Below are 20,350 nucleotides of genomic sequence, written 5' to 3'. Positions count from 1 at the left end.
GTTCACCTCGATGGCTTGACAGCCGTGTGAACGTACCAGGCGACGTGCTCCCGAACGCCGTACATCTCCACCGTGGACCGGAGATTGAGCCACTTGGCCGGATCGCCGAAGCGCCGCAGTATCTCCCACGGCAGCCGGAAGTACGCGTACACGGCCTCCGAGGTCGGCAGGTAGTACGGCGTCGCGTCCAGCGCCTCCTCGACCTCGAAGCCGGCCTCGGCGAGCAGCCGCGACAGGTTGCCGGCGTGGTAGACCTTGGAGCCGGTCATCGTCATCGCGTCCAGGTACGGTTCGATCAACGCCCGTGCGCCCGGCTCCATTTCGTCCAGCGGTCCGGTGCTCATCGGGCCGAGCAGCACCAGCCGGCCGCCCGGGCGCAGCACCCGGTGGAGCTCGGCCAGCGCCCGGGGCGGGTCGTAGGAGTGGACCAGCGTCTCCATCGAGTACGCGCCGTCGAACTCCCCGTCGTCGAAGGGGAGCCGGTGGAAGTCCCCGAAGCGGAACACCGTCCGGTCGCCCACCCGGGCCCGGGCGCTGAGCCGGGCCGCCTCGGCGAGGTGGAAGTCCAGGACGTCGACCCCCGTCACCGCCAGCCCGAAGCGCAGGGCCATCGCCCGGGCCACCACCCCGGCCCCGCACCCGGCGTCCAGCACCCGCGCCCCCGCCGGCAGCGCCAGCTTGCGCCCCAGCACGTCCTCCAACTGCCGCTGCGCCCGCCACAACCGCCACTTCGACTGCCCCGGCTCCGTCCACCCCCAGTGCCGCGCGTTGCGCGCCACCCGGGTGTAGAACCACCGGCTCCCCGCCCGCCCGTACACCCTGCGCAGCCCGGCCAGATCGAGTCCCTGAGCGCTCATGCCAGCGGGTTACCCGGCTCGCGGCGCCGCCTACCCCCGCCGCCCGCGGATACCCCGATGGAGTGAATCGTGCGGTCATCGTTCCATCGGTGGGGCGGGGGAGGGCGGGCAGCGGGGGAGTCGGGCCCGCCGAGGTGTCAGTCGACGTCCCGGGCGGTGGAGCCCAGGGCCTCCAGGTTCCAGGTGACGATCCGCCGGGGGTGCACCCGGATGACGTCCCGGCTGAACCGGTCTGGCGCCACCGGCGGGACGTCGACGGCGAGCACCTCCGCCCGGCCGCGGATCTCCACGCCGCGGCCCCAGCCGGGCGCGACCGGATCGTCGGCGGGCGCCATGTCGTCGACCAGGACGGACACCTCGGGGCGGTCCCGGGCGTTGCGGTACTTGCGGCTGCGGGCGTTGTCCGGTCCGCCGATGTCGATGGTGCCGTCCTCGTTGAGCCGGAACCCCACCGGCCGGACCTGCGGGGAGCCGTCCGGGCCGGTGGTGGCCAGGCGGGCCAGCGGTTGGCCGGTGAGGTAGGCGCGTTCGCGCGCGGTGAAGGTCATGCGGACGACGGTAGGAGCTCAAGCGCCCTTCAGGTCAAGGACGCTCGCCGGGCCGTCCGCGCTCCGACCAGGAGCGCTTCAGCTCCGCCCAGCGGGCTGACTGATCCTCCGTCAGGGTGCCACGGAGTTCGGCGAGTTTGAGGAGCTGGGCCTCGGCGTCGGCGCCCAGGGGTTGGGCCTCGGCGCGGTAGTGGTCGGTGAGCAGGGCGTCGAGTTCGGGGCGGGTGAGGGCGGGGTCGAGGCGCTGGGCGAGCTTGGCCATGTTGCGGTAGGAGCCCTGGAGCAGGAAGGGGGGCTCGGTGCGGGTGCGGTCGTCCTGTGCGGCGGAGGCCAGGTAGGCGCGGTTGACGGCCAGGACGGTGGAGCGCAGGTGGAGCAGGCCGGCGAGGACGGCGGTCATCCGCTCGGTCTCGGCGGCGGGCCAGGCGCCGGCCAGGGTGCCGCCGGGCAGGCCGCCGGCGCGGGCGAGCAGGGTGTCCAGGTCGGCGCGCTCGGCGGTGGCGAGCGGGGCCAGGTGGGGGCTGGCGGGCAGGGCGTTCTCGACGAAGCTGAGCGCGAACAGGTCCTCGCGCCCGGCGACGGCGTCGCCGAGGTTCCACACGTCGGCGCGGTTGGCGAGCATGTCGGGCAGCCGGAAGAGGCGGCCGGACTCGGTGTACGGGTTGGCGGCCATGACGACGGCGAAGCGCTTGCCGCGCAGGTCCCACTCACGGGCCTCGCCGTCCCAGACGCCGTCGATCCGGCGCTGGGCGTCGCACAGCGGGATGAAGCGCTGGAGGAACTCGGGCGAGGTGTGCTGGACGTCGTCCAGGTAGAGCAGCACGTTGTCGCCCGCGTGCAGGGCGAAGTTGAGCTTCTCGACCTCGCGCCGGGAGGTCGCGTCGGGGGCCTCGGCCGGGTCCAGCGAGGTGACCCGGTGGCCGAGCGCGGGGCCGCTGACGGAGACCAGCAGCAGGCCGAGCCGCTCGGCGAGGTACTCGACCAGGGTGGTCTTGCCGTAGCCGGGCGGGGAGACCAGCAGCAGCAGGCCGCTGCGGTCGACCGGTCCGCCGGGCCCGGCGGTGCCGAGCTGCTTGGCGAGGTTGTCGCCGACCAGCGGCAGGTACACCTGGTCGATCAGCCGGTTGCGGACGAAGCCGTTGAGCGGGGCGGGCCGGTACTGGTCGAGCCGCAGCCGGGCGTGCTCGGCGGCCAGCAGTTCGCCGCGCAGCCGCTGGTAGGCCCGGTAACCGGGCACCTCGACCTGCTCGAACTCCGCCACCCGGGCGAGCAGTTCGTCCAGCCGGAGGTCGAGCGCGCCGCCCGCGAGCCGCGGGTGGTCGCCGAGCAGCCCGGTGATCCTGGCGCCCACGGCCCCCTCGGCGGGGCGGCGCGGCAGGGACGGGCAGAGCAGCGCGGCGGCGGCCTCGGCGAGGTCCGCCGGATCGGCGTCGACGGCGCCCGACTCCAGCCAGGCGGCGGCGAGTTGGCGCCGTACCGGCAGCAGCTCGGGCTCCTCGGGCAGTGCGGCCAGCGCCTCGGTGAGACCGGCCGACTCGGGGGCGGCGCGGAACTTGTCGAGCAGTGCGGCGGCGCCCGTCGAGTGGGCGAAGCTGGGTGCGGCGGCGGCCAGTTCGGCCACCAGGTAGGGCCCGGCGGGCTCCGCTCCCGGCACGAAGTCGGCGACGGCGGAGGAGAGTTCGCGGGCGAGGGCGTCCAGCGCGGCCTGCGCCGGGGCGCCCCCGAAGGCGTCCCGGGCGAGGCCCAGCGAGCGGGCCCGGGTGTGCCAGAGCAGCCGCTGCCGCTCGTCGGCGCCGTGCGCCCAGTACAGCTGCGCGGCCGCCCGGGCGCCCGCCGGGTGGCGCAACAGCCCGGCCTCGGCGTCGAGTCGGAGCAGGGCGCGGAGCAGCAGCGCGGCGTCGTGGTCGTGCACGCCGCGCTGGTAGCCCTCGTCCGGGCGCTGCTCGGCGGCCCGCCGGACGTACTCCAGCAGCTCGGCGTCGGTGAGCGGCGCCGCCGCCTCGACGGCCGGCAGCAGGCTCGCCGCGAGGTACTCGGCGCGGTACAGCCGCGCGGTCTCCGAGGGCAGCGGGCGGTCCCAGTACCGCTCGGTGGCGGCGAAGGCCGGGTCGGTGACGGGGGAGCGGTAGTCGGTGCCGGTGAGGGTGAAGGCGGGGCGTCCGCGCCAGGGTGCCAGGGCGAGTTCGGGGCGCTGGGTGGTGACGGCGAACAGGTGCCGGCCCAGCCGCAGGGTGCCGGGCCCGTCCCCGGCGAGCTCGGCGCGGTCGCGCAGGGCCCGGTGGGCGCGGCCGCGGGCGGCGCGCAGCCGTCCGGTCAGCTCCTCGGCCCGGACCCGGTCGCCGAGCGCGGTCAACTGCCCGGCCAGGTCGCGGAGTTTGACGGCGGTCGGGTCGGCGGCGAGGGCGGCGTCGATCTCGGCGGCGGTGTCAAGACCGGCCAGCCGGCGGTGCAGGGTGTCGAGGACGCGCCCGGCGGAGGCGGCCAGCCGGTCGGCGCGCCGGGCCCGCTCCTCCAGCAGGTGCTGGCGGCGGGCGGTGAGCGCGTCGTGGACCTCGGTGCGGCGGGCGGTGAGCTGCTCGCCGAGCGCCGGGTCGGCGTCGGCGAAGCGGGTCTCCAGCTGCTCGATCCGCAGCAGCAGCCGGCCGAGCTGCTCGTCGCAGGCCTCGGGGGTGTCGGCGGCGGCGAGCGCGGCGGTGGTGGCCTGGCCGAGCAGGGCGGTCTCGGCGGCGAACTCGGCGGCGGCCTCGCGGGTGCGCAGCTCCCGGCGGCGCACGGTCAGCGCGGACCGGGCCCGGTTGAGCAGCCCGAGCACGTCGGCGAGCCGGTCGAGGATCGCGGTGCGGGTGGTGGCGTCGGCCAGGTCGAGGGTGCCGACCAGCTCCGAGACGGTCTGCAGGGCCTCGCTCTGGCCGCCCAGTTCGAGGCCCAGCGGCTCGGCCTCGGCGGCGGTGGCGATGGCGGCGCAGCGCTCGGCCAGCTCGCCGGCCCGCTGCCGGTGGGGCTCGAAGGCGGTCGGCTCGGCGAGCTGGCCGACGGCGCGGTCGGCGGCCTCGGCCAGGCCCTCGGCGAGGTGCGCGGCGAGCCCGTCGATCCGCTCCGGGTCGGCGCGCGGCAGGTCGCGCAGCGCCTCGACGCGGCCCTGGGCGCGGCGCAGTCCGGCCAGCCGGTCGACCCACTCGGCGGCGTCGGCCAGGGTCTCGCCGCGGGCGGTGCGCAGCAGGCCCTCGACGTGCTCGGCGGCCTCGTCGGTCTGCCGGGCGGCGTGCGCGGTGAGCTGGGCGACGGCCTCGTACTCGGCGACGACCTGCCGGGCGGTGTCGCGGATCTCGGCGAGCGGCGCGGCGAGGTCGCCGAGGCCGTCCTGGCCGAGCCAGTGGTGCCGGTCGGCGGTGCGGGTGCAGGCGGCGAGGACGGCCTGGTGGCCGGCCGGGGTGTCGGCGCCGGCCGCGGCCAGCCGGGCCAGGGCCAGGCAGTCGGCCAGGCCGCGGACCAGGTCGGCGTTGCCGATCCGGGCCAACGGCCCGCTGCCGGAAGGCTGTTCGGCGGCGAAGCGCTCGCTGGTGAACGGGGTCTGCCAGAGCTGGACGGGGTGCAGCCGGGTCGGTCCGTCCTCGGCCGGGCGCAGCGCGATCAGGGTGCCGTCGGCGAGCAGCGCGTAGCCCTGGCAGGGCAGCGGGGCGGCGGCCTCCTGGCGGACGCTGTTGTACGGCTGGAGCAGGGCGCGGCCGTCAGCGGGGGAGCGGAACTCGTACAGCACGTCCTCGCCGTTGGGCGAGAGGAGGGTGCGCTCGTAGCGCAGGCCGTCGACCGGCTGGTCGAAGGTACGCACGGTGCCGTCCACCAGGTGGCAGCCGCCGGGGAAGGCCACGCCCTGGTCGGCGGGCAGCCGCAGGCAGGCCTGGCCGAGCGCGTCGATCCGGGTGACGGTGCCGGTGGGCAGGTGCACCACCAGGTGCCGCTCGGTCTCCTCCTGGTACGGGCGCACGCGCACCAGCAGCAGGGTGCCGAGCCGGGTGTGGGCGATCCGGGCGTCGGCGAGCGTCTGCAGGGCCTCGGCCAGCGGCTCGTGGTGCAGCTCCCGGCCGTCCGGGGCGGTGATGGTCAGCCGGCCGCCGTCGACGCCGACGAGCAGTTCGCCGGCCAGGTCGGCGCGGGGCGGGCGGCCGGGGCCGGCGGGCAGCTGGTCGTCCCGGGTGAGGGCGGTCCAGGGCAGCTGCTGCCCGTCGGCGGGGGTGTGGTCGCGTTCGCCGCGCCCGTCCAGGTAGGACGGCTGGGCGTCGTCGGCGAGGCCGTCGTCCAGGCGCCAGCGCAGCACCCGGACGTCGGCGGCGGTCGGGCCGGTGCGGAAGACGGCGAGCAGCCGGCCGTCCACCGCGCGCAGCCGCTCCAGCCGGGCGTCGCGGAAGTAGCGCCGCAGGTCGGCGAGGTCCTGGCGCAGCCGCGGGTCGTCCAGCAGGGTGCCCTCGGCGGGCGCGGGGGAGAGGTCGGGGTGGTGCAGGCCGAGGACGTCGGTGAAGTCCCCGGCGCCGTCGGCGGATTCGGTCGGACGGGTGGCGAGCAGCAGCAGCCCGCCGGCGGCGGTGAGGTCCTGCGGCAGGCAGGCCCGGTCGGTGGTGAGCCGTCCGGTGCCGGCCAGCCGCAGCTCCCCGCCGCCGAACTCGGCGACCCGGCGGGCGTTCAACGCCTGGGCCCGGTCGGCGAGTTCGGCGGCGGCTCGGGCGAGCCGGTCGCGCAGGACCTCGTAGGTGCCGGCGTCGAGCCGGGCGTCGAGGGCGTCCACGGTCACGGTCACGTTCCTCAGTTGACTCGGTCGAATCGGTTGCCGCGATCGATGCGGTTGGATCGGTAGCCGCGGTCAGCGCGGTCGGCGTGCCCGCTCAGCGGATCACTTGGAGCCGTTGGCCGAGGCGAGCCCGCCGGCCAGCGCCCCGATCGGGGTCTCCGCGACGCCCAGCTTCCGTGCCGACTCCAGCAGTTGGCGCAGCTGACCGGCCTGGTCGCCGGCCCCCGAGCCGATCAGCTTCATCAGCAGGGCGGACACCGTCAGGTTCTGCACGTCGGCCGTGGAGACCGAGGAGAGCACCCGGGTGATGTCCTCCGTGAAGCTCGCCCGCCCGTCCAGCCAGGGCCCGGCCAGGGTCTGCGCGGTCTGCGAGTGGGCGACGAAGGCGTCCACGCTCTTGCCGGCCGACACCGACTGCACCAGCCGGTCGAAGAACACCGAGTCCCCGCCGACGATGTCGATCTTCGCCTTCTCCAGCCCGGCCGCGACCAGCGCCGCCTGGGCCTCGGCGATCTGCCGCTGGGTGTCCAGCCCGGCCAGCCGGACGTCCTTCTCGGCGGCCAGCCGCAGCCGGTACTCCTCGTGCCCGCGCGAGGCCTCGTCCAGCTTGGCCATCGCCGCGGCCTTCTCGGTCAGGCCCTCGGCCTCGGCCTTCAGCCGGCCGCCGATCTCCAGCGCGGCGGCCTTGGCCTTCTCCGCCTGGACGACGGCCTCGGCACGGCCGACCTTCTCCACCGCCGCGGCCTCCTGCTCGCGGACCTGGACCCGGGCCAGGCCCTCGGCCGCGGCCTCCGCCCGGACGCCCTCGGCCATCCGGATCTTGGCGGCCGCGTCCAGCTCGGCGGCCTGCTGCCGGGCCTCGGCCAGCACCAGCGCCTCGCGGGCCTTGTGGGTGGCGGCCTGCTCGGCGGCCTCCGCGGCCTTGATGTCCTTGACGAGCTTCTCCTGCGCCTCGGCCTCGGCCTGGATCACGACGGCCTTGCGGACGCGCTCGGCTTCCTCGGTGGCGCGCAGGGTCTTGACGGCCTCCTCCTGCTCGGCGACGGTGCGGTCCACCGCGACCCGCTCGCGGACCACGTCGGCGACCTCGCGCTTGGCGGACTCGAGCTCCTTCTCCTTGGCGATCGTGGCGAGCTGGGTCTCCCGCTCGCGGCCGACGACCTCCAGCAGGCGGTCCTTCTCGATCCGCTCGTTCTCCACCGCGATCACCCGCTCGCGGTTCTTCTGCGCCACCGCGACCTCGCGGGCCTGGTTCTCCCGTTGCACCCCGAGTAGCTCCTCGGTGCGCAGGAAGGCGGTCTGGGCGTTGAGCCGCTCCTCCTCCTGCACCCGGGCGATCACCGCGTCCTCCTTGGCCCGCAGGGTCTCGATCTCGCGGCGCTGGCGGATCTCGGCGTCGGCCTGCCGGCGCTCCAGCTCCAGGACGGCCTCCCGGGCGTCCACGTTCTGCCGGGTGATCTCCTTCTCCTCGGTGCGCTGGTACTCGTTGGTGCGCACGTGCTCGATCGCGGTCAGCTCGGTGATCTTGCGGATGCCCTGGGCGTCCAGGATGTTGTCGGCGTCCAGCTGGTTCATCGGGGTCTGTTCCAGGTGGTCGATCGCCGCGTCCTCAAGGGTGTAGCCGTTGAGGTCGGTGCCGATGACCGCGATGATCTGGTCCCGGAACTCGTGCCGGTGGGTGTACAGGTCGGTGAAGTCCAGCTGCTTGCCGACGGTCTTGAGCGCCTCGGCGAACTTGACGGCGAAGAACTCCTGGATCGCCTGCGGATCGCTGGCCCGGGCGGTGCCGATCGACTGCGCGACCTTGATGACGTCCTCGACGGTCTTGTTGACCCGGACGAAGAACGAGATCCGGATGTCCGCGCGGATGTTGTCCCGGCAGATCAGACCGTCCCGGCCGGCCCGGTGGATCTCCACCGTCTTGGCGGTGATGTCCATCAACTCCGCCTTGTGGAGCACCGGGAGGACGATCGCGCCGGTGAAGGTCACGTCCACCTTCTTCGTCCGGGAGACGATCAGTGCCTTGCCCTGCTCGACCTTCTGGAACAGGCGGCCCACGAACAGCAGCATGGCGAGCAGGATGAGCAGCACGACGGCGACGAGCACGCCGAAACCCACGGCGATGGTGTCCATCACGGAGTCCTTTGACGAGATGGCGAGTTGGAGCGAAGAGGTGGTGCGAGGAGTCGATGGGAAGAGGTGGTGCGAAAGGGACGTGCGGTGGCGGAGGGCCGGCCGGGGAACGGGAGGCCGGGGATCAGACGCCGGTGGACGGCGGCTCGAAGGGCGCCACCAGGAAGTGCTCGCCCACGGCGTCGTAGTCGAAGATCAGGGCGGTCCGCCCGGCCGTCAGGCCCGGTTCGGGCTCCGCCGTGCGGACCTGGACGGTCGCGGTGGAGCCGTCCTCCGCGGTGACCTCGGCCTGCCCGAAGTCGGCCGTCACCCGGCCGGTCCGGATCACGCACACCCGGCCGACGAAGTCCCCCCGGGTGGCCGGCCGGTCCTGCGGGAACAGCCGCGACAGCGGCCGGACGAGCACCCGGGTGCCCGCCCAGGAGGCGGCCAGCGCGACGACGAACACGCCGCCGCGCGCCGGCGCCCCCGAGGTGAGGACGGTGCCGGCCAGGCTGACGAACCAGGCGAGCGCGACCAGCAGCGACACCGCCACCGTCACGGGAACCCCGCCCAGTCCCAGCGCGTCCAGCACGCCCGTGTGGTGGCCCTCGGCGGGCCGGTCGGGTCCCCCGTCGGCACCGTGCCCCCCGTGTCCGACGTGCCCCCCGTGCTCGGCACCGAGGTGGTGCCCCGCGTGCCCGACGTCCATGTGGTGCCCGGCGTCGTGCCCCCCGTGCACGGCGCCGGGAACGAGGCCGCCGAATAGCATCAGCAACCAGTACCCGACCACCACCACCAGCGCGAAGCTGAACAGCGCCGTCGGAAAGGCCAGCGCGGCCGCGAAGAATCCCCCCATCCCGGCCACCCTCCCCCGCCTCTCCACCGGCGCCGCGCTTCGGCACCGGGGAGATCATGACAGCGCCGGGGCCCGTCGCACATTGCCAGGATCCGGCAATCTTTACGCCCTCTTGACACCCTGGTACACGCGGCCCGCGTGACACTGCAACAACCAGGCAACAGGACGGCCGCCGGACGGTCGCAGCGGCGCCGCGCGGGTTTCGCGCGGCGGGACCGCGGCGGCCCTTCCCTGGGCGGCGGGGACTACGGCCGTCGTGCCGCGCACTACGGCGGTAGTCCAGCGCACCACGGCGGTAACGCCGCGCACCGCAGCGGTAGTTCCGCGCACTACAACGGTTGTTCCGAGCACTACAGCGGTAGTCCCACGCACTACAGCGGTTGTTCCGGCCAGTTCAGCAGCCGCGCCCCCATGGCCGCCGTCTCCAGGGTGAAACGCTGGAGCGCGTCCGCCGGGTCGTACCCGGTGAGCGCCTTGATCCGCTCCAGCCGGTAGCCCAGGGTGCGCACGCTCAGGCCCAGTCGGCGCGCCGCCTCCGCGTTCACGTACGCGGCCTCCGCCTGCACCGCGATGGTGTCCAGCAGCGGACGGGCGCCGCCGCGCGCCTCGGTCAGCGGGCCGAGCACGGTGCGCACCAGGTCGGCCATGGCCGACCGGTCGCGCATCAGCACCGGGAAGACCAGCAGCTCCTCGGCCCGCAGCTGCCGGGCCGGCAGGCCCAGCCGCTGCGCGTAGTCCAGGGCGTCCAGCGCCTCCTCGTAGCTGCGCAGCACCCCGCTCGGCCCCGAGTGCCGGCGGCCGGTGGCCACCCGCCGGACCGGTTGGTAGCCGCGGCCGCTCCCAGGGCGCAGCGTCAGCTCGGCGAAGGCCTCCAGCACGGCCCGCTCGGAGTCCGGGGCGATGCACACCAGCCGGCCGTCCTTGCTGGCCAGCAGCACGTCCCGCTCGCCGAACCGCCCGGCCAGCTCCCGCTCCACCCGGTGCACCATCGGATGGACGTCCGCGAACGGCTCGTCGCCCACCGCGACCGCCACCGTGTACGCGCCCGCCAGCCGCAGCCCGAACCGCTCCGCGCGCTCGGCGAGCAGCCCGAGGTCGCTGCGACCGAACAGCAGGTCGTCGATGAACTCCCGCCGGGCGGCCTCCTCCTGGCGGACGGCCAGGCGCTGGGCCCGCTCGTGGCCCTCGCCCAGCGCGGCCAGCGCGGCGTCGGTGGCGGCCAGCACCGCGTCGCCGGTCCGGCGCAGTTCGGTGACGCTGCTCGCGGAGGTCGTCCCGGGCAGGGTCTGCCAGGCCCGCCGGGCCGCGGCCAGGCAGTGCGCGACCACCTCGCGCAGCCCGTGCCCGGCCTCGGCGCAGTGCTCGCCGAGCCTTCGCAGGCGTTCCAGCTCCTCGCGGCGCAGCAGCCGGCCGGTGCGGGAGACGTCGGCGAGCAGCACGAGGTAGACCTCGGCCAGCTCGGTCGGTATGTCGTAGTCGATCTCCTCGGTCACCCTGTCCTGCCAACCCCCGTGCGGCCCGGTATTTCGGCGCTGAATTTATCAGGGGCGCTCCGGCCGGGAACGGGCGCGGCGGCCCCGCCACCGGCCGGGGAGGCCCCGGCCACCGGCCGCTGCCGCCTGCCGCGGCGGCCCCCGCTACCGGTCCCGGAAGTGCAGGACGAAGCGGGCGCTGCTGCCGTCGATCCGCCGCCGCACGTACAGCGCCGGAGCGCCGTCCGGGGTGCAGCTGACCCCCTCGCGCACCAGCAGCGCGGTGCCCGGCGGGACGCCCAGCAGCTCGGCGTCCGCGAGGTCCGCGCCGACGGCGCCGAAGGCCCGCCAGTCGTACTCCAGCTCCACCCCGGCGGCCCGCGCCAGGTCCGGCACCAGGTTCCCGGGGCGGCCCGGCCGGACCAGCTCGGCGGGCAGCGGGCCGAACGGCACCCAGTAGCTGCACGCCGCCCGGGCCCGCCCGCCCAGCCGGATCACCGAGTCCACCCGGGACAGCTCCGCGGGAGTGCGGCCCAGCTGGCGGGCCGCCTCCGCATCCTGCGCCGAGCCGGTGACGGGCGGGGCGGCCACCACGAACTCCCCGTCCGTGGACTCGTCGTTCGGCAGCGCGGTGGGCACGCTGCCGAGGTCGAAGCGCTGGCTGCGCGGGTCCACGGCGATCGACACCCGGACGGCGGGCGGGCGGACGAAGGTGCCCACGCCCCGGCGGATCTCCACCACGGCGGCCCGCTCCAGCTCCGCCACCGCCTGCCGTACGGTCAGCCGGTTCACGCCGAACTCGGCGCTCAGCTCGGGCTCGCTGGGCAGCCGGGTGCCGGGCGGGTAGGCGCCGGTGTCGACGCGCTCCTGGAGCCGGCGGGCCAGGCGGCGGTACACCGGGGTGTTCGGGGAGCTCGGGGTGTCCGGGGGGTTCGTCGCCACGGGCCCGATCCTACGGAGCCCGCCCGGGCCGCCTGCGCCGCTCGGGCCGCCCGGGCCGCCTGCGCCGCTCGGGCCGCCCGGGCCGCCTGCGCCGCTCGGGCCGCCTGTGTCGCCTGTGCCCCTCGTCACCGCCCGTGCCGCCCGGGCGCCGTGCCGTACGGGACATCGCGGCCCCCGGGTCGCCGTGGGCGGGCGATGGGCGTGGGATAGAAGGATGTACCGATCGAGGCCCGCGTCGGCGAGACCCGCGCCACCGAGGCTTGCCCGGCGGCCCCCCGAGGGGTTACACATCTAGACGTCTAGATGTCTCCGCCTCCGGATCTCCCCGTCTCCTCCCGGGTGCGGCCCCACCGAAAGGCCTCCCGCATGTCCCTGGTCAACTTCCGCGACGCCGCCGCCCTCGGCGACCCCGAGGGCCGGCGGGTCCGCCCCGGTGTGCTGTACCGCTCCGCCCAGCCGTTCCCGGCCGCCGACGAGGCCACCGTCGCCCAGCTGCGCGGCTGCGACATCCGCACCATCGTGGACCTGCGCGACCCGCGCGAGACCGACCCCGCCGACTGGGCCGCCGCCGAGGCCGCCGGGATATCCGTCGTCGCCGCCCCGGTGAACCCCGCCACCGACGCCCTCACCGCGCGGATGGGCACCATGGCCACCGCCGCCGACCTGGGCGACTTCTACGTCCTGCTGGCCGAGTCCGCGCCCGACGCGGTGGCCGCCGCCGTCGACGCCACCGTCCGCCCCGGCGCCGTCCTGCTGCACTGCGCCGCCGGCAAGGACCGCACCGGCCTGCTGACCGCCCTCCTGCTGGACCTCCTCGGCGTCCCCGCCGAGCACATCGTCGCCGACTACACCCGCACCGCCGACGCCCTCCCGCAGATCTTCGCGGGCCTCGCCGAGCGCCACCGCACCGCCCTCAACGACCGCACCACCTCCCGCGTCACGGACTCCCGGGGCCGCAACCTGACCATCCCCGCGCCCCTCCTGGAGGCCCCGGCCGAGGCCATGTCCGTCTTCCTCGACCGCGTCCGCACCCACCACGGCGGCGCCGCCTCCTTCCTCCCCTCCTGCGGCGTCCCGTCGGCCACCCTCGGCGCCTTCCGCACCAAGGCGGGCGCCGCCGCCTGAGCCCGACCTGTCGGAGCCCGCGCCTACGCTGGCGGGCGATGAGCTACCAGGCGATGTGGTTCCTGATCCCCGCGCCCGCCGACGTCGTCGAGCGGCACGGGCCGCGGCTGCGGGCGCTGCTCGACGCGCATGCCGCGGACCCGGGCAACCGGGCGCTGCGCCGTCGTTGGGAGCGGGAGGGGCTGGCGCCGGAGGAGTTGGAGGAGCTGGCCGTCGGTCCGCTCGGGGAGGACCCGGACGGCCTGTACGCGGTCTGGGAGGACTGCGGGACGGCCGGCCCGTGCGCCGCCGTCCAGGCCCGCAACCGCTACCCGGTGCTGGGGCTGGCGCACGGCCTCGGCCCGGAGCGGACGGCCGGGCTGCCCGGCTGGTTCGGGGACGTGGTTGTCGGGCCGGAGGAGGTGCGGGCCGCCCTCCCGGCCGTCGAGGCGGTGTTCGACCTGGACGGGGCCGAGCGGCGGGCGGCCGAGCGGCGGGCCCTCGACGCCCTGCGGACGGACGACCTCTCCGGCCTCTTTGACGCCGCCCTCCCGGTCTGGCGGGCCGCAGCCGAGGCCGGTCACGGGCTGATCGGCGCGCAGTTCGTCCCATAGCGGTGCGCCCCTGGCGCCGCGCCCGTAGGCGTGCCCTAATCCCGTTGCACCGTGCCGTCGGTGCTGGCAGCGTGGCCGGGCGGGCAGCGTGCCGGGGCGGAAGGGGGTGGCGCGGGATGACCGCTCTGCGCGAGATCCGGGCCGACCACGACGGGCGGACGATCGTGCTCTACCAGGCCTACCCGCCGGCGATCGCCGACGCGGCGCTGGCGGCGGGCCGGTTCACGGCGCCGTTCGGCTTCCACCGGATGACGTGGATCAAGCCCTCGTTCCGCTGGCTGATGCACCGCAGCAACTGGGCGCAGAAGCCCGGCCAGACCAGGGTGCTGGCGGTCCGGATCACCCGGGAGGGCTGGGAGGAGGCGCTCGCCCGCGCCGTCCTGACCACCGCGCACCCGGACGAGGTGGCCCGCGCCGAGGTCCACGTGCAGTGGGACCCGGAGCGGTCGCTGCGCGGGGCGGCGCTGAACCACTACAGCATCCAGGTGGGCGTCGGCCGGTCGCTGGTCCGCCGCTACGCCGAGGAGTGGGTCGTCGGGCTCACCGACCTCACCCCGCAGGTGCAGCGGATCGCCGCGCTGGTCCGCGGCGGGCAGGCGGCGAAGGCGCAGCGGCTGCTGCCGCCCGAGCGCCCGTACCCGCTGCCCGCCGCGACGGCGCGGCGCCTCGGCCTGGGGTGACCCGAGGCCCCGGGGCGACCCGCCGCCTGGGATGCCCCGAGGCCCGGGGCGACCCGGGGCCTCACACGTCCCGCCGCCGCACCACGACCACCGTCACCGCCACCGCCACCGCGCCCCACACCCCCATGGTGATCCACGAGTCCAGCACGCTCGGCGCGTACTTCCCCATCGTGGTCCTGGAGTTCGGTGTGATGGTGAGCCGCTGCACGGTGGCCAGCGGCAGATGGGTGCCGATCTCCTTCAGCCACCGGTAGCGGTCCCCGCCGAACATCATCGGCAGGATGAACATCAGCATCACCAGCGACACGATCGAGGCGGTGGCGTGCCGCAGCAGCGCGCCCAGCGCCATCCCGATCAGCGCGCAGACCGGCACGATCGCCGCGTAGGCGAGCACGGCCCGCAGGCAGCCCTCGTCGGTGATGGAGAGCCCGACGTGCCGGGAGTCCAGCATCGCGTTGATGGTGAGGAAGGAGACCGCCGAGACGGCGAGCCCGGCGAGCGCGGTGATCCCGCCGATCAGCAGCACCTTGGCCGCGATCACGCCGCGCCGGTCCGGGACGGCGGCGAAGGTGGTGCGGATCAGGCCGGTGGTGTACTCGCCGAAGACGGTGATCGCCCCGAGGCTGCCGGCCGCGACCGCCATCAGGTCGCTCGCGATGCTGCCGAGGCCGTGGAACAGCGGGTCGTAGGTGTACGGGGAGCGCCCGGGCATCGGCGCGGGCGGGTGGTCGATGTACGTCAGGTCGGTGTGGACGGCGTTCACGTTGACCGCGATCGCCACCAGCGAGGCCAGCGCCAGCACCCAGTAGGTGGAGCGCAGCGAGCGCAGTTTGATCCACTCGGCGGCGAGCAGGTCGAGGAACCGGGGGGCCGGCTCGGCGACGGAACCGCCGGAACCGCCGGAACCGGTGGAACCGGTGGAACCGGTGGAACCGGTGGAACCAAGGGCCATGCTGCTCATCGGGCTTCTCCTGCCAGGTACTCGACGCTGTCGGCGGTCAGGGACATGAACGCCGACTCCAGCGACGACGTCCGGGCGGCCAGTTCGTGCAGCACCACGCCGTGCCGCAGCGCGAGTTCGCCGATCCGTTCGGCCGGCATCCCGGTGACGGTCCCGAACCCCGGCTCCGTCAGCCGTACTTCGGCCCCCTCCGCGCGCAGGACCCCGGCCAGCGAGGCGAGTTCGGGCCCCCGGACGGCCACCGAGGAGACCGCGTTGCGGGCCGAGAACTCGGCGAGGCTCTCGTCCGCGATCAGCCGGCCGCGCCCGATCACCACCAGCCGGTCGGCGGTGTGCTCCATCTCGGCCATCATGTGGCTGGAGACGAAGACCGTCCGCCCCTCGGCGGCGAGCCGGCGGAACAGCCCGCGCACCCAGAGCACGCCCTCCGGGTCCAGTCCGTTGAGCGGCTCGTCGAAGAGCAGCACCGGCGGGTCGCCGAGCAGCGCGCCCGCGATGCCGAGCCGCTGCTTCATGCCCAGCGAGTAGCCGCCGATCCGGCGCCCGGCGGCCTTGCCGAGCCCGACCTCGGCCAGCACCTCGTCCACCCGCCGGAGCGGGATGCGGTTGCTCCGGGCCAGGGCCGACAGGTGGGCCCGGGCGCTGCGCCCGCCGTGCACGTCGCCCGCGTCCAGCAGGGCGCCGACGTGCCGCAGGCCGCGCGGCCGGTTCGCGAAGGGCACCCCGGCCACGGTGGCACTCCCCCCGGTGGGGGTGTCGAGGCCCAGGATCATCCGCAGCGTGGTGGACTTGCCCGCCCCGTTGGGGCCGAGGAAGCCGGTCACGGTGCCGGGCCGGACGGTGAAGGTCAACTGGTCGACGGCCGTGGTGGCGCCGTACCGCTTGGTCAGTCGCTCGATCTCGATCACGGGGACAACGCTGCCGGTCGGGCCCCCGCCCGGGCATCGGGCCGCGGGCCACAACCGCGGGCGGCCGCACTGGCCCCGGGGATTACGCCCCCGGGCCAATGTGCCGCCGTCCGGGCCGCCGCTACCATCGCGTCATGATCACCGAACCCCGTCCGCCGCTGCTCAGGCGCCTGCCCGCGGGCGTGTGGGTGGGGGCGCTGTGGACGGCCCTGGTCGTGTTCCGCTTCTTCACGCGCGAGAACGAGCTGCACCACCTGCTGAACTACCACGGCAATCCCGAGGACATGCCGATGGTGGTCACCGCGGTGGTCACCACCCTGGTCGCGACGCTGCTGGTCCGGCTGCCGCTGCTCGCCGTCGTGGTGGCTCTCGGGGGCGGGATGTTCGCGCTCGGGATGTGGGGCGTCCCGGAGGCGGCGCCGCTCCAGTTCCTGATCGCCGACGCGGTGGTCGGCTACTGCGCGGCCACCCGCTCCCGCCGGGTCTCGCTCACCGCCCTGGCGCTGCCGCTCGCCACCCTCGCCGGGCTGCTGCTCTGGGGCGCCGTCAACGACTACCCCGTCAATCCGCTCGCCTACGGGGGTTTCGCGGCCACCGTGCTGATCGCCTGGCTGATCGGCAACACCGTGCACCAGGGCCGGGCCCACACCGAGGCGCTGCGCGGCCGGGCCTCCGAGCAGGCCATCACCGCCGAACGGCTGCGCATCGCCCGCGAGTTGCACGACATGGTGGCCCACAACATCGGCATCATCGCGATCCAGGCCGGCATGGGCAGCCGGGTCATGGACACCCAGCCCGCCGAGACCCGGGCCGCCCTGGAGGCGATCGAGGCCACCAGCCGGGAGACCCTGGCCGGGCTGCGCCGGATGCTCGGCGCGCTGCGGCAGGGCGAGGGGGAGCCGGCGCCGCTCGAAGTGATGCCCGGACTGGGCGAGTTGGACCGGCTGGTGGAGAAGGCGGCGGGCGCCGGGGTGCGGGTGGCGCTCACCCGCCGCGGCGAAGCCCGTCCGCTGCCGTCCGAGGTGGACCTCGCCGCCTACCGGATCGTCCAGGAGGCGGTCACCAACGTGGTCAAGCACTCCGGCACCCGGGACTGCCACGTCACCGTCGGGTACGGGCCGCGGGAGCTCGACGTCACCGTCGTCGACCTGGGCGCGGGCGCGGCGACCGGCACCCCCGGCACCGGCTACGGGCTGGCCGGCATGCGCGAGCGGGTCGCCCTGCTGGACGGCGAGTTCGCGGCCGGCCCGCGCCCCGAGGGCGGCTTCCGGGTCGCCGCGCGGCTGCCGCTCCCCGAGGCCCCGGCCGTGCGGACCCCGGCCGTGCAGACCCCCGGCGAGCCCGGTGTCGGAACCGCCGTCGGGACCGCCGTCGAGACCCCCGTGGAGGTGGGACCGTGATCCGTGTCGTCCTGGTCGACGACCAGCCGCTCATCCGCACCGGCCTGCGCGTGCTGATCGCCGACGCCCCCGACCTGGAGGTGGTCGGCGAGGCCGGCAACGGCGCCGAGGCCGTCGAACTGGTCGCCCGGCTGCGCCCCGACGTCGCCGTGATGGACATCCGGATGCCCGGCATGGACGGCATCGAGGCCACCCGCCGGATCACCGCCGACCCGGACCTGCCCACCCACGTCCTCGTCCTCACCACCTTCGACGACGACGACTACGTCTACGGCGCGCTGCGGGCCGGGGCGAGCGGGTTCCTGGTCAAGGACCTCGCCCTGGAGACCATCCTGGACGGCGTCCGGGTGGTCGCCGCCGGGGACGCCCTGCTGGCCCCGGGCATCACCCGCCGGCTGATCGGCGAGTTCGCCGCCCGCCCGGAGGCCGACGCCGCGGCCAGGCCCCGCAGGCCGGTCGCCGAGGCCGTCACCGAGCGCGAGCGGGAGGTGCTCACCCTGGTCGGCCGGGGCCTGTCCAACGCCGAGATCGCCGCGGAGCTCACCATCAGCGTGGCCACCGCCAAGGCCCACGTCGCCCGGCTGTTCACCAAGCTCGACGCCCGCGACCGGGTCCACCTGGTCATCCAGGCCTACGAGTTCGGGCTGGTCAGCGCGTAAAAGCGTGTAAAGCTCGCAAGGCGCGTAAGGCGCGTAAGGCGCGAAAAGCATGTGGAGCGCGTCACGCGAGAGCGCCGGAGCGGGCCCGCACGGCCCACTCCGGCGCTCGCCTCACCCGGTCGTCAGTGGACGACCGCGTGCGAGATCTGGCAGCCGCTCACGCCGTTCGACCAGGTGCCCTGCATGGCGAACGAGCCCGTCGCGAACGCCACGTTCTGCGCGCCGCCCGTCCCGCCGACCCCGTTCCAGGAGCACTTGTCGGCGTTCTCGTACCCGGTCGAGTCGGTCCAGCCGCCCGCCGGGTTCTGGTCGGTGATGGTCTCCGAGTACTCGTGGCCGTACACGATGGTCACGCCGTCCAGGGTGCCCGCGCTGCCGCTGTTGACGTAGTTCTGGCCGCAGGAGCTGCCCATGTCGGTCACGTACGGGTCGTTGGTGAACGCCACGTCGCCGTACGGGGAGGAGGCCGCGCCGCCGCTCAGGGTGGTGTCGCCGTTCCAGTCGTGCCAGGCGCAGAAGCCCCCGTTCGGGGTGTTGAAGCCGTCCGGGTGGGTGCCGGTCGGCGACAGCACCACGTACTGCACGTTGCGGTTGGACGCGGCGGTGGTGTTGCCGAAGTGCCCGGCCGCCTTCACGGCCTCGGCGGCCAGCTGGTTGCCGCTGGCCTGGCCCGGCGCGGCGGCGGACCCGTCGACCCAGACGCCGGCCAGCGCGCCGCCGGTCGGGTAGCCGACGTGCGTCGAACCGGTCGGGCAGCTGGTCGCGCCCGCGGCGACGCCCTCGCAGTACTGGGTCATGACGCCGGACCAGGTCTCGCTGTTGGTGCCGAGGCCCTTGAACAGCTGCTGCGCCCGGACGGCCTCGCCCTTCGGGTCGCCGGTCAGGGTGGTGTAGCCGCTGGAGTTGGTGCCCTGGGTGCCCCACTGGGAGCCCCAGAAGACCAGGTAGACCTTCGGCGCGCCGGTGGTGACGCCGATGCCGTCGACGCCGCCGCCGTAGCTGAGGTTGTTGCCCGCGGCCTTCGCGGAGTTGCCGGCCTCCTTGGTCGGGTGCGCGCCGTGCCGGTAGGGGTGCGGCTGTCCGGCGAACTCGCCGGCCGGCCGGTTGTCCTGGGCCGCCTGGGCGGCCGGGGCGGCCGCGAAGCCGGCGGCGGCCAGCGCCAGGGCGCTGAGCCCGGTCAGGGCCCGCAGTCGCATCCGGCGGGAGGTGGGGGAGATGCCCATCGTGAGGGTTCCTCTCTGGTGCCGGCCGCGACCGGGTACGGCGCGGCGGCACGGTGGGGGACGAAGGGGGAGGAGCGCGACGACGGCGAGCCGGACCTGCCGGCGGCCCGTCAGGGACGACCAGCGGGGTGGGATGGGGGACCGGTTCACCGTCGACCGCCGGAAGCAAAGCACCGCCGCCGAAACCGCTTCAAGCACGCAAAGGGTAAGACCCGCCCCAAGGAACGCCCGGGCGGACGTAGCGAACGTCAAAAGCCCGCAGCTGGACGTGGGTTGATGCGCGTAGCGCAGCCGAATGCCAACAGTTGAGAGGCGCTTCTACACCGTATGCGCCGTCAGGTCGTCGCCGAAGGCCGACTCAGGGGCCCTCGACCTCGCCGATCCGCATGATCCGGCCGTGCGAGTCCAGCACCACGTCGTAGGCGTTGCCGTGGCAGCCGTACGGGTCGGCCGGTTCGCGCTCGGCCAGGCAGTCGTCGATGTGGGCGATCAGCTCGTCGAGGCGGACGGTCCTGGCCGGTTCGTCGTGGGTGACGTCGACCAGGGTCGCCGCCACGCCCGCCCCCGCGAAGCCGTAGTGGACGGGGCTGCCGACGGGCTCGTAGCGGGCGGAGCCGCAGCTGAAGCGGGCGGACCGGGCGGTGAGTTCGGCCGGTCCGGCGGAGACCACAACGAGGAACTCGTGGCCGGGGCGGCCGGTGGGAACGGCGCACCCGGGTCCGGTGGAAGACCCCGTGGAGGGCTCGGCGGAGGGCTCGTCGGGAGACGCGGGCGCGTCCGGCGAGTCCACCGGGGCGGGCACGTCGGGCGAAGCGGACGAGTCGGGCGAGGCGGAGGAGAAGGCGGCGGACGGCTCGGTCGAGCCGGAGTAGTACTCCTCCTCCTCGTAGAAGAGGCCGTCGTCCTCGTCCAGCAGGTCGTCCGCGCCCTCGTCGGCCAGCGCGGCGGCGGAGGCGGCGGCCACGGTGGGGCCGGAGTCGGCGGGCGTGCAGCCGGTGAGGGCGGCGGCGGCGCCGCAGGCCAGCAGGGCGGCGGCGAGGAGCATGCGGGGGGTGGCCATGACACAAGTCTCCCCGGGCGGCGGCGGTTGGCGGTACCCGCTTAACACGACCGGAGCCCGGCCCGTGGTTCCCGCCAGGGCCCCTCCCCCGCCGGATGTGCGGATCCGGCGGGGGAGAGGAGCCGATGAGCGGCCGTCAGGCGGCGGCAGGGGAGCAGGTGGCGGCCG

General features: G+C 75.1%; 16 protein-coding genes. 5 read left to right on the top strand and 11 right to left on the bottom strand.

Annotated elements, in window-relative coordinates:
- Positions 1-2: 2 nt before the first annotated feature.
- The 7 genes from ACFVU7_RS19105 to ACFVU7_RS19075 form a co-directional block, all read right to left on the bottom strand.
- The gene (locus ACFVU7_RS19105) at positions 3-857 is read right to left on the bottom strand and encodes a class I SAM-dependent methyltransferase (protein ID WP_388046060.1); all 855 of its coding nucleotides are present in this window, start codon (positions 855-857) and stop codon (positions 3-5) included.
- A 137-nt stretch (positions 858-994) separates the two neighbouring features.
- Entirely contained in the window at positions 995-1,405 is a 411-nt protein-coding gene (locus ACFVU7_RS19100; protein ID WP_074005601.1) for a PPOX class F420-dependent oxidoreductase, read from the bottom strand.
- 34 nt (positions 1,406-1,439) lie between these two features.
- On the bottom strand, positions 1,440-6,197 hold the full coding sequence (locus tag ACFVU7_RS19095) for a DNA repair ATPase (RefSeq protein ID WP_388046058.1): 4,758 nt from the start codon (positions 6,195-6,197) through the stop codon (positions 1,440-1,442).
- A 93-nt stretch (positions 6,198-6,290) separates the two neighbouring features.
- Positions 6,291-8,321: a flotillin family protein gene (locus ACFVU7_RS19090; protein ID WP_388046056.1), complete on the bottom strand. Its 2,031-nt coding sequence runs from the start codon at positions 8,319-8,321 to the stop codon at positions 6,291-6,293.
- A gap of 124 nt (positions 8,322-8,445) precedes the next feature.
- Complete coding sequence (locus tag ACFVU7_RS19085) at positions 8,446-9,159, bottom strand: hypothetical protein (RefSeq protein WP_388046054.1); 714 nt, start codon at positions 9,157-9,159, stop codon at positions 8,446-8,448.
- A 371-nt stretch (positions 9,160-9,530) separates the two neighbouring features.
- On the bottom strand, positions 9,531-10,652 hold the full coding sequence (locus ACFVU7_RS19080; RefSeq protein ID WP_241853159.1) for a CdaR family transcriptional regulator: 1,122 nt from the start codon (positions 10,650-10,652) through the stop codon (positions 9,531-9,533).
- Positions 10,653-10,796: 144 nt separating this feature from the next.
- On the bottom strand, positions 10,797-11,573 hold the full coding sequence (locus ACFVU7_RS19075; protein WP_074005604.1) for a GntR family transcriptional regulator: 777 nt from the start codon (positions 11,571-11,573) through the stop codon (positions 10,797-10,799).
- 366 nt (positions 11,574-11,939) lie between these two features.
- Between ACFVU7_RS19075 and ACFVU7_RS19070 the strand changes: the two genes are divergently transcribed.
- The 3 genes from ACFVU7_RS19070 to ACFVU7_RS19060 all read left to right on the top strand — a co-directional run bounded on the left by ACFVU7_RS19070 (position 11,940) and on the right by ACFVU7_RS19060 (position 13,971).
- Positions 11,940-12,698: a tyrosine-protein phosphatase gene (locus tag ACFVU7_RS19070; RefSeq protein WP_388046052.1), complete on the top strand. Its 759-nt coding sequence runs from the start codon at positions 11,940-11,942 to the stop codon at positions 12,696-12,698.
- A 38-nt stretch (positions 12,699-12,736) separates the two neighbouring features.
- Positions 12,737-13,291, top strand: coding sequence for a hypothetical protein (locus tag ACFVU7_RS19065; RefSeq protein WP_388046049.1), 555 nt, complete (start codon positions 12,737-12,739; stop codon positions 13,289-13,291).
- A gap of 116 nt (positions 13,292-13,407) precedes the next feature.
- On the top strand, positions 13,408-13,971 hold the full coding sequence (locus ACFVU7_RS19060) for a DUF4291 domain-containing protein (RefSeq protein WP_117489895.1): 564 nt from the start codon (positions 13,408-13,410) through the stop codon (positions 13,969-13,971).
- 61 nt (positions 13,972-14,032) lie between these two features.
- Here ACFVU7_RS19060 and ACFVU7_RS19055 read toward each other — a convergent pair whose 3' ends face one another.
- Both ACFVU7_RS19055 and ACFVU7_RS19050 read right to left on the bottom strand, forming a co-directional pair.
- The gene (locus ACFVU7_RS19055) at positions 14,033-14,932 is read right to left on the bottom strand and encodes an ABC transporter permease (RefSeq protein WP_388046047.1); all 900 of its coding nucleotides are present in this window, start codon (positions 14,930-14,932) and stop codon (positions 14,033-14,035) included.
- Positions 14,929-15,840: an ABC transporter ATP-binding protein gene (locus tag ACFVU7_RS19050; protein ID WP_074005608.1), complete on the bottom strand. Its 912-nt coding sequence runs from the start codon at positions 15,838-15,840 to the stop codon at positions 14,929-14,931. The genes ACFVU7_RS19055 and ACFVU7_RS19050 overlap by 4 nt, the downstream gene beginning before the upstream one ends.
- A gap of 134 nt (positions 15,841-15,974) precedes the next feature.
- Between ACFVU7_RS19050 and ACFVU7_RS19045 the strand changes: the two genes are divergently transcribed.
- Both ACFVU7_RS19045 and ACFVU7_RS19040 read left to right on the top strand, forming a co-directional pair.
- Positions 15,975-17,240, top strand: coding sequence for a sensor histidine kinase (locus ACFVU7_RS19045; protein ID WP_388046044.1), 1,266 nt, complete (start codon positions 15,975-15,977; stop codon positions 17,238-17,240).
- Positions 17,237-17,899, top strand: a complete 663-nt coding sequence (locus ACFVU7_RS19040; RefSeq protein WP_380777551.1) for a response regulator — start codon at positions 17,237-17,239, stop codon at positions 17,897-17,899. The genes ACFVU7_RS19045 and ACFVU7_RS19040 overlap by 4 nt, the downstream gene beginning before the upstream one ends.
- A gap of 122 nt (positions 17,900-18,021) precedes the next feature.
- Here ACFVU7_RS19040 and ACFVU7_RS19035 read toward each other — a convergent pair whose 3' ends face one another.
- Positions 18,022-19,122: a hypothetical protein gene (locus ACFVU7_RS19035; protein ID WP_053112158.1), complete on the bottom strand. Its 1,101-nt coding sequence runs from the start codon at positions 19,120-19,122 to the stop codon at positions 18,022-18,024.
- Between the two features lie 358 nt (positions 19,123-19,480).
- On the bottom strand, positions 19,481-20,182 hold the full coding sequence (locus ACFVU7_RS19030; RefSeq protein WP_388046042.1) for a hypothetical protein: 702 nt from the start codon (positions 20,180-20,182) through the stop codon (positions 19,481-19,483).
- Positions 20,183-20,350 lie beyond the last annotated feature (168 nt).

Source organism: Kitasatospora sp. NPDC058046, assembly GCF_042885595.1.
In the GTDB taxonomy this organism is placed as follows: Bacteria; Actinomycetota; Actinomycetes; order Streptomycetales; family Streptomycetaceae; genus Kitasatospora.
Note: the sequence above shows the minus strand (reverse complement) of the source record. Positions and strands in the feature narration are given on the sequence as shown.

Coding starts and splice junctions, on each gene's coding strand:
- ACFVU7_RS19090 (WP_388046056.1), bottom strand. CDS start 8,321: ATGGACACCATCGCCGTGGGTTTCGGCGTGCTCGTCGCCGTCGTGCTG.
- ACFVU7_RS19060 (WP_117489895.1), top strand. CDS start 13,408: ATGACCGCTCTGCGCGAGATCCGGGCCGACCACGACGGGCGGACGATC.
- ACFVU7_RS19100 (WP_074005601.1), bottom strand. CDS start 1,405: ATGACCTTCACCGCGCGCGAACGCGCCTACCTCACCGGCCAACCGCTG.
- ACFVU7_RS19085 (WP_388046054.1), bottom strand. CDS start 9,159: ATGGGGGGATTCTTCGCGGCCGCGCTGGCCTTTCCGACGGCGCTGTTC.
- ACFVU7_RS19105 (WP_388046060.1), bottom strand. CDS start 857: ATGAGCGCTCAGGGACTCGATCTGGCCGGGCTGCGCAGGGTGTACGGG.
- ACFVU7_RS19035 (WP_053112158.1), bottom strand. CDS start 19,122: ATGGGCATCTCCCCCACCTCCCGCCGGATGCGACTGCGGGCCCTGACC.
- ACFVU7_RS19070 (WP_388046052.1), top strand. CDS start 11,940: ATGTCCCTGGTCAACTTCCGCGACGCCGCCGCCCTCGGCGACCCCGAG.
- ACFVU7_RS19030 (WP_388046042.1), bottom strand. CDS start 20,182: ATGGCCACCCCCCGCATGCTCCTCGCCGCCGCCCTGCTGGCCTGCGGC.
- ACFVU7_RS19055 (WP_388046047.1), bottom strand. CDS start 14,932: ATGAGCAGCATGGCCCTTGGTTCCACCGGTTCCACCGGTTCCACCGGT.
- ACFVU7_RS19065 (WP_388046049.1), top strand. CDS start 12,737: ATGAGCTACCAGGCGATGTGGTTCCTGATCCCCGCGCCCGCCGACGTC.
- ACFVU7_RS19045 (WP_388046044.1), top strand. CDS start 15,975: ATGATCACCGAACCCCGTCCGCCGCTGCTCAGGCGCCTGCCCGCGGGC.